Origin of the sequence: Streptomyces alkaliterrae, from assembly GCF_007097205.2 — a bacterium.
Lineage (GTDB): Bacteria > Actinomycetota > Actinomycetes > Streptomycetales > Streptomycetaceae > Streptomyces > Streptomyces alkaliterrae.
On the sequence record NZ_VJYK02000016.1, the window covers coordinates 21,269 to 33,384 of the forward strand.

The window sequence follows — 12,116 nt, forward strand, 5'->3', positions numbered from 1 at the left end:
CCCGCCGCAGTCGTTCAGGAGCCGTCGCGGACGGCGGCGTGGACCGTGTTGGCGGCCAGCAGGAAGAGGTCGGGGCGCCGCAGCACACCCTCCGGCGACTCCGCGTCCAGCAGCCGGTCGAGCGTCGCCAGGTCGTCGCTCTCCAACTCCTCCGCCAGCCGTTCCCGGGACCTGGCGAGCTGGCCGTGGACGTGGCGGCGCACCGCCGACGGCAGCGGCTCCCGGATCTCCGTCAGGAACGTCCGCGAACCGACCGGCCGCAGCCCCGCCTCGGCCAGCAGAGCCGGCCAGTGCTCGACGACGGACACCGAGCCGGGCAGCCCGGCGCGCATCCGCGTGAACCACTCCTCCCGCAGGACCTCCAGCCGGGTCGCCAGCCCCGGGCGGCCGAAACCGATGTCCCGCGGCAGGAAGCGGGCGGGCAGCCCGCCCTCGACGACCGCCAGCACCCCGCCCTCCTCGACCGCTTCGGCAAGCGTCCTCAGTGCCCGCTGCTGGTCGCCGACGTGGTGCACGACCCTGCTGCTCCACACCAGCCCGGCCCGGCCCAGCTCGGCAGCGTCCTGCGGCAGCTCCGCGTGCCGGGTGCTGATCCGATCCGTCAGGCCCAGACGGCCGGCGTGGTACGCGGCCCGCTCCAGCAGCTCCGGCGAGCCGTCCACCGCGATCACCTCGGCGGCGGGGAACGCCTCGGCGAGCAGCGTCGTGTTGACGCCCGGCCCGCTGCCCACGTCCAGCACCCGCCTCGGCGGCCCGCCGGCCCCGTCCAGCACCTCGCCCAGCCAGCCGAGCATCGACCGCACCCCGCCGGCGTACAGCTCGGCCTCGGTCTCCAGCGCCTCGGCCATCTCCCGCCAGTCCAGATCCGGCTCGTGCCCCTCATGCCCCTGGTGCCCGTGCTCTCCGTGCCCGTGCCGCTCGCTCATCTGCCGCTCCCTGCTCCTGTCCCGCTTCCGGACGCTTCCACTCGAACGCCGCGAGTCTGCGCCGGACCCGGCGCGGGCGCCACTTCCGTTGCCGAAGTCGGAACACGCGCCGCGCCGAACCGGGTCAGCGGAGTGGCCGGAGGAGGACGGGGAGGCCGAGCAGGCCCCGCAGATACTCCGTGCGCCACTGGACACGGTTCGAATCGCTCAGTCGGAGGCCGGGGAAGCACTCCACCAGCTCCCGGAAGCCGGACTCGGCGACCACTCGTGCCAGCGGCGCGCCCAGGCAGAAGTGCGGACCGCGCCCGAAGGAGAGGTGGCGGACGTCCGACCGGCCGAGGTCGAACTGGTCCGGCCCCGGGAACCGGCCGGGGTCGCGGTTGCCGGCACCCACCGCGACCAGTACCGACTCCCCGGCGGCGAGCGCGACCCCGGCAAGGGTGGTGTCCCGGACGACATGGCGGAAGACGCCCGGGTACACCGGGCTGTCGTACCGCAGCAGCTCCTCGACAAAACCCGGAAGGCGATCCAGTGCCGTCCGCAGCTCCTCGATAAGGGAACCGTCACGCGTCAGGAGGAGCGCGCCGAGCCCCAGCAGGTTCGCGGTCGGCTCGTGGCCGGCGATGATCAGCATCAGGCAGACCGAGGCGCACTCCTCGTCGCTCCACCGGTGCCCGCCGTGGCGAGCGTCCACCAGACCGGCCAGCAGCGTCGGCGTGTCCCCGGACGGACCCGACTTCCTTTGCCGGTAGGCGAGTTCGCGGAAGTAGTGCCACAGCTCCATGAACGCGCCGTCCGCGCGGTCCGGATCGCTTCCGCCCGGCGCCATCTCCCGCGTCAGATCCAGCAGCCGGGGGCGGTCGCGCCCGGGCACGCCGAGCACCGCACAGATCCCGGCGAACGGCAGCGGGAAGGTGAAGGAGGCGACCAGGTCCGTCTCCCCGTCCGTGGCCGCGGCGGTCAGCAGGGCGCGTGCGTCGGCCCGCATCCGTTCCCGCAGCGCCCCGACGCGTGCGGGGGTGAAGTACTGCGCCACCGAAGCGCGTAGCGCCGTGTGGTCGGGGGTCGGAACGGCCAGCCGTGCGCGGGTCGCCTCGGGCAGCTCGTCGAGCGGCGGGAGCGACCCCTCGCCGCCCGACGCCCCTTCGCCGTCTGCCGGCCCCTCCGGGTCCTCCGGGTCCTCCGGGTCCTTGACCAGGTCCGGGTGCGTCAGCGCCTCCCGTACGGCGTCGTAGGAGGAGACCAGCCAGAACTCGTCCGCTCCGGGCAGCGCGGCGCGGATCACCGGCCCGTGCTCCCTGGCGCCGCGGAGAAGGGCGTAGGGGCTGATGAGGTCGGCACCCGCCGACGGCACCTGGAAGGTCGGGTTCACGGCTGCACGCCTTCTGCTCGGTCCGGTACGACGGCGGTTCGGGGGGCGGGCGGTGTCGCGGGCGTTCGGCTCCGCTCCAGGGCTCGCAGCCATGTCTCGCAGGCCAGGGTCCGCCAGAGGGCGACAGGCCACGCGTTGGTTCCCATGCTCAAGGCGTGGTCCCGCAGCCGCTTCCCGTCCACCAGCCCGAGGGACGCCAGCCGGGAGTCCTCACACAGCGCGACGATCTCCTCGAGGTGCCGACGCCGCCCGGCGTGCACCTCCGGGAGGCCGTCCGCCTTCGTCTCGCGCGCCAGGATGTCGTCCGGGACGACTCCGCGCATCGCCTCGACCATCAGCGGCTTGTACCGCCACGGCGTCGTGAGTTCGTGCGGCCGTACGGACAGACAGGCCTCCACGACGTCGTCGTCCAGGAGCGGCGCCTCCATCGGGAGTCCGGAGGCCGCCATGAGCTGCTGCACCTGCCGGACGGCGTTCCCGCTGCCCCGCACGAGGTCCAACTGGGCCTGGCGAGCCGGGCGTCGGGGATCGATGGCGTCCCGTACGGGGGAGGAGAGCGCCGCCCGCACATGGCCGCGGGCGATGTCCAGCGCGTGGCCGGTCGCCCACGGGGGTGTGCGCAGCACCTCGACGCCCCACGGATCGGGAGGCGAGGAGGCTGCCGGTCGGGCGCCGCCCAGCGCGGCCACGTACTCCTCCACGCAGCGCTCGTAGGGCTGTCGCCTCAGGAACGCGCTGACCGTCTCCCGGCGCGACCACCTGCGCAGGGCGCGGTAGCCGCGGATGTGCCGGACGCCCTCGCGCGGGTCGTCGCGCAGCAGGTCGTGCAGATAGGTCTCCGGGGCGGCGAGCACCTCGTCGCCGCCGTGCCCGCCGATGTGGCCACGGCAGCCCTGTTCCGCGAGCCGCTTGGCGGTGAAGGCGATGCGCGCGCCGTTGGCGGTGCCGACGAACGGCTCCTCGCCGCCCACCGGTAGACGGGACACCGAGTCGTAGGGCAGCGGCATGTCCTCCGGCGGCACCACGTCCCGGACGAGGCCCGGCATGTGCGCGGCGGCCCTGTCCGCCCACCGCACGTCGTCGTCGTTGCGCCCGCCCGAGGTGAACGCGACGACGCGGCTCTCGCCGTCCGCCGCCAGGAAGCACAGCGGAGTGGAGTCGAGGCCGCCGGAGAGGTCGCAACCGATGGTGCCGCCGGAGCGGGTGCGCAGCTCCACGGCGGCGGTCAGTCTGCTCCGCAGGAGTTCGGCGCCCTCGCGCAGGGAAAGGGAGGGCTCGGGTGGACGCCACCACTGGACGCACTCGCCCTTCCCGGTGGCGGCGTGGAGAAGCAGGAAGCTGTGCTCGGGAACGCTGTCGACGCCGCGCCAGGGCGGTACACGTTCCACAGCCGTCGGGCCCATGGGGTAGAGCAGCTTCGCCGCCACCACCTCCGGGCGGATCGGTGCGCCGGTGAGAGCGGCGAGGACGTCCGACCGGTCCGAGGCGAGGGTGAGGCCGGCGAGTTCGGTCGAGAAGACCCGTCGGACTCCCGACACCGTGCCCTGAACCCGGACGCCGCTCCGCCCGCGCACGATCACGTGGCAGCTTCCGGAACCGGCGAACCGGATCGGGCGCGCCCGCGCACCGCCGTTCGTGTCCCGGACGGCCTGGCGAAGCTCGGCGGGAGTCGCCCCGCAGAGGCCGAGAACGGCGACGGCGCCCTCGGTCGTCACCTCGGTACGCAGGTCATCCGGTGACCAGTTGCCGACGACCCATGGCCGCCCCGAGGAATGGCGCAGCACCTGTGTGGAGTGCTGATGGAGCTGCCCAGCCGCAGCGACCGGCAGCTCCACGTCGGGAAGGACGACGAACCAGTTGTCGCTGCGGCTGAACATGTCGATAACCCCGATCACTTGCGGGTCAGGTACCAATCGAAGCCCATACCCCGCCGGTTGGCGCGGGTCAGGTCACCGAAGGAACCCACGAGAACCAGCTCGGGGCGCTCGTAAACACGCTTGGCCATAACCAATTCCTTTCTCTTGTCCGGTAGTTCGAACACGTTCACGCTAACCGATCCGATCCGGTGCCGCAATGCCGAATCGGTCTTCTGTGGGCTTGTTCGCAATGATTCAGATAAACGGGTCCAAGGGCATGACTCGGGCCCCTCGGTGAATTGGCACCAAGGGGTTCCGGGTGGGCTTCTGGGCGGTGTTACGGCATCAACGACTCAATGCCAGAGCCTGGTAGAAGGTGTTATCGCGTACCAGGTCGTCGTGGGAACCCACGCCCACCACCTTTCCGGCGTCGAGCACGATGATTTTCTCCGCCTGTCTGATCGTTGATATCCGATGAGCGATGACAAGCGTGGCGCACGAGGTGGAGACCTCCTTGATGACGGCGCTGAGCGCCGCCTCGTTGACCGGGTCGAGGGCGGACGTCGGTTCGTCAAGGAGCAGCAGGCCGGGTCTGCGCAGCACCGCCCGCGCGATGGCCACGCGTTGCCTCTCCCCGCCGGAGAGCGCTGAGCCGTGGTCGCCGACGAGTGTGTCGAGGCCGCGAGGCAGCTTCGCGATCAGACCGTCGAGCCGCACCCGGTGAACGACGTCGGCTATCTCCTCGTCCGTGGCGTCGGGCCTGCCGTAGACAAGGTTCTCCCGAAGCGTGCCGTGCAGTACGGGGCAGCTCTGCTCCACCAGCGCGGTGCGCGACCGCACGGCCTGCGGGGAGGGGAACCGGTCCACCGGTACGCCGTTGATCAGTATCTCGCCGTCCTGCGGCTCGTAGAAGCGTTCGGCGAGGGAGAAGACGGTGGACTTGCCGGCTCCCGAGAGCCCTACCAGCGCGGTGAAGGTCCCCGCCTCGACCTGGAAGGAGGCCCCGGAGAGCGCCAGTCCGCGCCCGTACGAGAAGGACACGTTCCGGAACTCCAGAGCGGGGGCCGTCGCGGCGGGCTCCGGGACAGCGGCGGGGGCGGTCCGCCCCGACTCGGCGGGCGCCGACACGACTTCCTGGATGCGCCCGAGCGAGGCCAGGCCCTTCTGCACCATGCTCGCGATGCCGAAGATCCCGGCGAGCGGCATCACCGTGTACATGAGGGCCATCAGGAAGGCGACCAGTTGCCCGAGGGACGTGCTGCCGTCCGCAACCCGCATCCCGCCCACCAGGACGACGACCAGCATGGAGCCGTTGGCCGCGAGCTCCATCGCAGGGGTGACCAGCGACTCGAGCTTCGCCACCCGCACCCCGGCCGTGTAGGAGTCGTCTGCGTGCCCTCCGATGCGCTTCGCCTCACGCGGTTCGGCGTTGTTCGCCTTCACCGTGCGGATGGCGGAGAGTGCGCGCTCCATGTCGGCGGCGAAGGCCCCGAGACTGGCCTGCGCCCGCAGGGCGGCGGCGCGGATACCGGCCAGCACGGTGAAGACCAGCGCGACGCCGATGGTCACCGGCAACACCGTGAGCAGGAACAACCGCCAGTCGAGCCAGATCATCAGCGCCATGGCGCCGATGATGGTGACCGTCCCGGTGAGCAGGTCGACAAGCCCGCGCATCACGACCTCCCGGATGGCCCCCACGTCCGTGGTCGCCCGGGACAGCAGGTCGCCGACGCGGTGTTCGTCGTGGAGGCGGACCCGGGCCGACAGCAGCCGCGGGACCAGGGCGCGGCGCAACCGCAGTACCACGGACTCGCTGGTGCGCTGGAGCAGATAGGCCCCGACCGAGGACGCGCCTGCCTGGAGGGCGAACAAGGCGGCCAGCGCGACGATCGCGGCCACCCGGCCGTCCTGGTTCTCCACGGCACGCATGGCCAACAGCGGGACGGCCAGCCGGAGCAGGGACGCCGTGATCGTCAGTACGGAGGACCACGCGAGGGCCCCGCGATGCGCGCCCAGCAGCCGCACCAGCGCCGCGACCCCCACCTTCTCCCGGGGCGGCTCGAGGACGGCGCTATCGACGGACTCGGCCGTTTTGGGGTTCACGTTTCCTCCCCCTCGGACATGCGCCCCGGACGGGGCGGGATTCTCACTGCGGCGCACGCGTCGCGGCGGCGCCCTGGTCAGGCGGCCGTGTCGGCCCTGGGAGGCACGCGCATCAGCACGCCGAAGTAGCCGTCCTGGAACGGCTCGCCGACGGGACGGCCCTCGGCCTCCACCCACGCGTGGGCGAGGAACGGCTCCAGGCGTGCGCCGACGCACCACGTGGGCCAGCGGCCGCGTACCCGGCACAGCAGCGCGGTGGCTATCGAGCGCGGCAGACAGCCCTCCCCGGCGCAGTGGAGACTTGTCGAGGTGACCTCCTCGCGGGCCCGCAGCGCCTGCGCCGCACTGGCCGCCGGGGCGTTGCCCCGCGCCCTGGTCATCAGCGCCGACAGGCGGCTGGGCGGCAGTTTGGCGAGCACTCTCGCCACCCCGACGACCACGCGGACGAACATCCTCCGGCCGAAGGGAACGTGAGTCCGCGCCGCCAGCGCCTCCGGCGTGCTCATTCCACCACCAGGGACGCCGACCGCAGCGACGCCAGGAGGGATTCCACGTCCGACCGGGCCTGCTCGGCGTCCACGTCGTAGGACTCCGCCAGGGTGGTCGCCGCGGCCTCGACACTGCCCTTGTCCAGCAGGATGTCGAGTGCCGTGGCCGCCGTGGAGTTCATCTGCCAGTACTGGCCGCTCTGTTCGTCGAGGATCACCGAGCCGCCTTCGACCTTGGTGACCTTTATGTGTGACTGGAGGCGAACGGTCATAGTGGATCTCTTACCTCTTGAATCGGCAGGGCGCGCACCGCACCCCGAGGACAGGGTCCTTCGGGGGAAGCCGCACCCGCGCCCTCCCCCGAAGGTCGCAGAGACGACCTCGGCCGTCAGTACGGGCAGAGGTCAGTGTGCGAAGTGATGTGTTCGGTTGCTGAGCGCGTGAATGACGCGCGGTTGTTTCGACGCGGCCGTCAGCTCGATGTCCCGGCCGGGCAGTGGTCAGCCTGCACGACTGCTGTCGGACAGCTCCCGCCGGTTGGTCAGTTGATCGGCGAGATCCTGGTCGGTGGCCTCAGCGGACAACACCGGATACGTCTAATCCCCCTCATGCCGGCCACGTTACCACAGGGGTTCCGAATGCATTCGGAACGCCGGATTCCGAAACCATCGTGGGGCACGTGGAGTTCGGGGGCGCGCTATTAGCACCGGGCGGAATCCGGAGTTCCCTGTTCCGGTGACATTCTTCCCACGATCCTCGGCCCCGTTCGCCGTTCGCCGTTCGCCGTTCGCCGTTCGCCGTTCGCTGTCCGCCGTCAGCGGGTCGGGCGTGCCGGCGCGTGCCGGCGCGGGCCGGAGCCCCGGGAGTGAGAGGTTGACTCTCACACTGTGTGAGGCGGTTCCGTGGAGGTGTCATGTTGAGTATCGGAGACTTCGCCAGGTTCGGCGGCGTGTCGGTGCGCATGTTGCGCCACTACGACGCCGTGGGGCTGCTGCGCCCCGCCCGTGTCGACCCGTTCACCGGCTACCGGCGCTACACCGCCGACCAGCTGAGCAGGCTGAACCGGATCATCGCGCTCAAGGAGCTGGGGTTCGGGCTCCAGCAGGTCGCGGAGCTGCTCGACGAGCGGATCGGCACCGCGGAACTGCGCGGCATGCTGCGGCTTCGCCGTAGTGAGCTGGCGGCGGCGATCGCCGCCGACACGGAGCGGTTGGCGCAGGTTGAGGCGAGGCTCCAGGTGATCGAGAGTGAGGGACACATGTCCGACGACGACATCGTGCTGAAGAGCGTGCCTCCGGTGCGACTGGCGGAGCTGTCCGCCGTCGCGGAGGAGCTGGAGCCGGCGTCCATCGGTCCGGTGATCCAGCCGCTTTACGCCAGACTGCTGGAGGAGTTGGACCGCGCGGGGGTCGCGGTGAGCGGCCCGGGCGTCGCGTACTACGAGCCGCTGGACGACGGTGCCGTCCGGGTGCACGCGGGCGTGACCGTGGCGGCGGAGCCGGATCCCGCCCACCCGTTCGACGTGGTCGACCTGCCCGGCCTGGAGAGCGCCGCCACCGTCGTGCACCACGGGTCGATGGATCGGGTGATGCCGTCGATCCAGCGACTCGCCCGTTGGATCGACGGCAACGGCTACCGCTCGACGGGCATCCCGAGGGAGGTGAGCCTCTCGTGTGAGGGCGGTCCGGAGAACTGGGTGACCGAACTCCAGGAGCCGGTGGCTCGCGTCTGACAACCCGGGTGACGCCTCGCTGACCTGCGGGGAGTCGCGGCGCGCGAGCGTGTCGCGACTCCCCGTTCGCGCCCTTCGGGCTTGGCCATAACATGGCCGCGAGTGAAAAACTAGCACTGCTCATCTCATTGACACTCCGGGTGGGCGGCCGCATTCTCCAACCAGAACCTACTGACCCGTAGGTTCTGTTCTGAGCCTTTGCGACGGCCGTGTAGGACAGCGCGGCCGTCGACGCGTCGCACCCCCACCGCGGCCCCCGCCCCACACGGGTGGTCGCCTCGAGCCGCATTCCTGGAGTGTCAGTGAAGTCACCCCTGCGCCGAGTCTGCTCGGGCCTCGTGCTTCTCGCCACCACGGCGTCATTCGGACTGCTCACCACCGCCGGCACCGCCCAGGCCACCGAGGAGCGTCCGCCCTTCTACCAACCGCCCGTCAACCTGCCGACGAACAACGGCGACATCATCCGCGCCGAACCGTCGACCTTCTACCTCGATCCGCTGAAGCTCATCAAGGTGGACGCCGACGTCCAGCGGATCATGTACCGCAGCACCGACGGCCAGGGGCGGCCCACCGCCGTCAGCGGAACGGTCATCACCCCGAAGGCCCCCTGGATCGGCAAGGGCGAACGCCCCCTGGTCAGCTACGCCGCCGGCACCCAGGGCATCGGCGACCACTGCGCGCCCTCCCGGCAGCTCGCCGCCGGCACCGAGTACGAGGGCCTGTTCGTCAAGGGCCTCATCGCACGCGGCTACGCGGTTGTCATGACCGACTACGAGGGACTCGGCACACCCGGCCGCCACACCTACATCAACCGGCAGACCTCCGGCAACGCCGTCCTCGACGCCGCCCGGGCCGCCCAGCGGCTGCCCGGATCGCGCGTGCCCGCGGCCGGCCCCGTCGCCGTGACCGGCTACTCCCAGGGCGGCGGAGCGGCGGCCGCGGCCGCCGAACTCGCCCCGACCTACGCCCCCGAGCTGCACCTCAAGGGCGTCGCCGCGGGTGCCGTGCCCGCCGAACTCAACGCCGTCGCCAAGCGGTTGGACCGCTCGCCGTACGCGGGCTTCCTCGGCTACGCGGTCGTCGGCCTCTCCGAGGGCTACGACGTCGACACCGACCCCTACCTCAACGAGCGCGGCCGGAACTTCATCAAGCAGTCCGAGCGGTACTGCACCATCGAGGCCGTCGCCCGCCACGCGTTCACCGACAGCCGCCGACTCACCGCCAACGGCAAGCCCATCGCCGACTACCTCCAGGACCCGCGCTGGAAGCCGATCATCGAGGAGCAGCGCATCGGCAAGCGGGCGCCGAAGGTGCCCGTCCTGCTCAACCACAGCATTCTGGACGACGCCATCCCCTACGGCGTCGGCCGCCAGCTGTCGAAGGACTGGTGCGCCGCCGGGGCCAACGTGAGGTTCTCCACCAACTTCGGCCCCACGCACGTCGGCGGCGCCATCGCGGCGTTCCCCGAGGTGTTCCTGTGGCTCGAGTCCCGCTTCGCGGGGCTGCCGGCCAGGTCCAACTGCTGACGCCACCCCTCCCGGCCGGCCTCACGCCGCCGACCGGCCGCCGCCCCGGCGCGGGCCGGTCGGCGGCGGCCGTGTCCGCGTAGTGTTCGGGGCTCACCCCCGCGCGGCTTCCAGCGCGTCCCGCAGTCGCCCGTCGCTCGCCGCCAGCAGCTCCGCCGCGCGTGCCGCGTCCACCTCGCCGAGCAGCACGAGGATCGCGTTCTTCACCTCGCCGTCCGTCGCCGCCAGCGCCTTCTCGACCTCCTCGTCCGTCGCGCCGGTGGCCTGCGCGACGATCCCGCGCGAACGGGCCTGGAGCTTCGCGTTGGACGCCCGGACGTCCACCATCAGGTTCCCGTAGGTCTTCCCGAGCCGGATCATCGTGATCGTCGAGATCATGTTGAGCACGAGCTTCTGCGCCGTGCCCGCCTTCAACCGCGTGGAACCGGCGATGAGTTCAGGACCGGTCACCACCTCGATCCGGTGCTCGGCCGCCGCACCCAGCGGCGACGACTCGTTGCAGGCCAGGCCGACCGTCAGCGCACCGCACCGCCTGGCGTACTCCACCGCCCCCACCGCGTACGGCGTCCGCCCGGACGCGGAGACCCCGACCACCGTGTCGGCCGCGCCCACCCCCTGTTCCCGGAGATCGGCGGCGGCCAGCTCCCCGCTGTCCTCGGCCCCCTCCGCCGCCGTCAACAAGGCCTGCGGGCCGCCGGCGACCAGGCCCACCACCCGCCCCGGGGCGGTGTCGAAGGTGGGCGGACACTCACTGGCGTCCAACACCCCCAACCGGCCCGCCGTGCCGGCACCCGCGTAGAACAGCCGGCCACCGGCCGCCATCCGGGCGGCGACGGCCTCGATCGCCGCGGCGATCTCCGGCAGGCGCGCGGCAACCGCGCCCGGCACCGTCGCGTCCTGCCGGTTCATCAACCGGGCGATCTCCGACGTGGACATCCGGTCCACCTCGGCCAGCTCCGGACTGAACTGCTCGGTGGTGAGGGCGGCGAGCTGGGCGCGCAGCTCCTGGTACTCGTCGTGCGGGGTCATCGCGGAGGGCACTCCTCGGCCGCGCGGTCGCGCGGGCAGTCGGGTCGGAACTGAGGGGGCGGCGTCACGGCTCGATGTCGTGGCTCATGTCGTGGCTCAATGTCGCGGGTCGGGGGAGTGGCGATGCGCCAGCGCCTCGTACGAGTCGGACAGCGCCGGCGCCGCCGACTCGTACGTCCGCTGCGCCACCCCGACGAACAGGCAGTCGACCACCAGGAGTTGGCCCGTCCTGCTGGACATCGCCGCCGGCCGCAGCTCGCTCTCCCGGGCGGAGGAGACGGCGAGTACGAGATCGGCGTAGCTGTTGATCTCCCCGTCCGGGCGGCCGGTGATGACCACCGTCGTCGCACCGCGCTCGAACGCGACCCGCAACGGCTCGATCACGTCCACCGTCCGCCCCGAATGCGTCACGGCCACCGCCACGTCGCCGGCCCGCAGCTGCACCGCGTTGGTCACCGCCAGATGCGGATCGCTGTGCGCGTGCGCGAGCAGCCCGATGCGCAGCAGCTTCTGCGTCAGGTCCTGGGCGACGAGGCCGGAGGCGCCCACGCCGTACACGTCGATCCGGCGCGCCGCCGCGAGCGCGGTGACGGCCGCCTCCACCTGGGTCGGGTCCAGACAGGCGGCCGTGTCTGCGAGCGTCCGCCGCTCGTCCTGCGCCAGCTTGTTGATCACGTCCGGCATCGGGTCGTCGACGTTGATGTCCGGCGTCACCGCGGGCGCCGCGCCGGACGCCTGCTGGGCCGCGAGACCGGCAAGCGCCAACCGCAGGTCCCGGTAGCCGGGATAGCCCAGCACCCGCGAGGTCCGTACGACCGTGGCCTCACTGGTGCCCGTGAGCTCGGCGAGCCCGGTGACGGTGAGGGCCGCGCAGCCGGCCGGGTCGCCGGCCACGGTCTCCGCCACCCGCTGCATGGACCTGGTCATCGAGGGCGCGAGCGTCCGCACCTTCGCCGCCAACGCCGCCGGCCCCGGCGGCGGACCCGCCGCGACGCCCGCGACGCCCGTGGCCCCCGGCCGCCGTACCGGCCCGACCGCCCGGCCGTGCGCCGGCACCCTCGCGGGGTCCGTCCGAGTTCCCGCC

Annotated in this window: 11 protein-coding genes; 2 read left to right on the forward strand and 9 right to left on the reverse strand. The window is 71.9% G+C overall.

What is annotated here, in order from left to right:
- Positions 1-14 precede the first annotated feature (14 nt).
- The 7 genes from FNX44_RS02975 to FNX44_RS03005 form a co-directional block, all read right to left on the reverse strand.
- Positions 15-926, reverse strand: coding sequence for a class I SAM-dependent methyltransferase (locus FNX44_RS02975; RefSeq protein ID WP_143646337.1), 912 nt, complete (start codon positions 924-926; stop codon positions 15-17).
- A gap of 124 nt (positions 927-1,050) precedes the next feature.
- Entirely contained in the window at positions 1,051-2,298 is a 1,248-nt protein-coding gene (locus FNX44_RS29625; RefSeq protein ID WP_173019098.1) for a cytochrome P450, read from the reverse strand.
- A complete protein-coding gene (locus FNX44_RS02985) occupies positions 2,295-4,175 on the reverse strand; it encodes an asparagine synthase-related protein (RefSeq protein WP_143646339.1) in 1,881 nt (626 codons plus the stop codon). The genes FNX44_RS29625 and FNX44_RS02985 overlap by 4 nt, the downstream gene beginning before the upstream one ends.
- A 14-nt stretch (positions 4,176-4,189) precedes the next feature.
- Positions 4,190-4,345, reverse strand: a complete 156-nt coding sequence (locus FNX44_RS02990) for a lasso RiPP family leader peptide-containing protein (protein ID WP_173019099.1) — start codon at positions 4,343-4,345, stop codon at positions 4,190-4,192.
- Positions 4,346-4,499: 154 nt separating this feature from the next.
- The gene (locus tag FNX44_RS02995) at positions 4,500-6,257 is read right to left on the reverse strand and encodes an ABC transporter ATP-binding protein (protein WP_143646341.1); all 1,758 of its coding nucleotides are present in this window, start codon (positions 6,255-6,257) and stop codon (positions 4,500-4,502) included.
- A gap of 77 nt (positions 6,258-6,334) precedes the next feature.
- Positions 6,335-6,763: a lasso peptide biosynthesis B2 protein gene (locus FNX44_RS03000; RefSeq protein WP_143646342.1), complete on the reverse strand. Its 429-nt coding sequence runs from the start codon at positions 6,761-6,763 to the stop codon at positions 6,335-6,337.
- The gene (locus FNX44_RS03005) at positions 6,760-7,017 is read right to left on the reverse strand and encodes a lasso peptide biosynthesis PqqD family chaperone (RefSeq protein WP_143646343.1); all 258 of its coding nucleotides are present in this window, start codon (positions 7,015-7,017) and stop codon (positions 6,760-6,762) included. The genes FNX44_RS03000 and FNX44_RS03005 overlap by 4 nt, the downstream gene beginning before the upstream one ends.
- 641 nt (positions 7,018-7,658) lie before the next feature.
- Between FNX44_RS03005 and FNX44_RS03010 the strand changes: the two genes are divergently transcribed.
- Both FNX44_RS03010 and FNX44_RS03015 read left to right on the forward strand, forming a co-directional pair.
- Complete coding sequence (locus FNX44_RS03010; RefSeq protein ID WP_143646344.1) at positions 7,659-8,477, forward strand: MerR family transcriptional regulator; 819 nt, start codon at positions 7,659-7,661, stop codon at positions 8,475-8,477.
- Between the two features lie 302 nt (positions 8,478-8,779).
- Positions 8,780-10,003: a lipase family protein gene (locus tag FNX44_RS03015; protein ID WP_143646345.1), complete on the forward strand. Its 1,224-nt coding sequence runs from the start codon at positions 8,780-8,782 to the stop codon at positions 10,001-10,003.
- 93 nt (positions 10,004-10,096) lie between these two features.
- Here the strand turns inward: FNX44_RS03015 and murQ are convergent, their stop codons facing one another.
- Both murQ and FNX44_RS03025 read right to left on the reverse strand, forming a co-directional pair.
- Entirely contained in the window at positions 10,097-11,032 is a 936-nt protein-coding gene (gene murQ / locus FNX44_RS03020; RefSeq protein WP_143646346.1) for an N-acetylmuramic acid 6-phosphate etherase, read from the reverse strand.
- 96 nt (positions 11,033-11,128) lie between these two features.
- A complete protein-coding gene (locus FNX44_RS03025) occupies positions 11,129-11,992 on the reverse strand; it encodes a MurR/RpiR family transcriptional regulator (RefSeq protein ID WP_228449602.1) in 864 nt (287 codons plus the stop codon).
- Between the last annotated feature and the right edge of the window lie 124 nt (positions 11,993-12,116).

Coding starts and splice junctions, on each gene's coding strand:
- FNX44_RS03010 (WP_143646344.1), top strand. CDS start 7,659: ATGTTGAGTATCGGAGACTTCGCCAGGTTCGGCGGCGTGTCGGTGCGC.
- FNX44_RS03005 (WP_143646343.1), bottom strand. CDS start 7,017: ATGACCGTTCGCCTCCAGTCACACATAAAGGTCACCAAGGTCGAAGGC.
- FNX44_RS02975 (WP_143646337.1), bottom strand. CDS start 926: ATGAGCGAGCGGCACGGGCACGGAGAGCACGGGCACCAGGGGCATGAG.
- FNX44_RS02985 (WP_143646339.1), bottom strand. CDS start 4,175: ATGTTCAGCCGCAGCGACAACTGGTTCGTCGTCCTTCCCGACGTGGAG.
- murQ (WP_143646346.1), bottom strand. CDS start 11,032: ATGACCCCGCACGACGAGTACCAGGAGCTGCGCGCCCAGCTCGCCGCC.
- FNX44_RS03000 (WP_143646342.1), bottom strand. CDS start 6,763: ATGAGCACGCCGGAGGCGCTGGCGGCGCGGACTCACGTTCCCTTCGGC.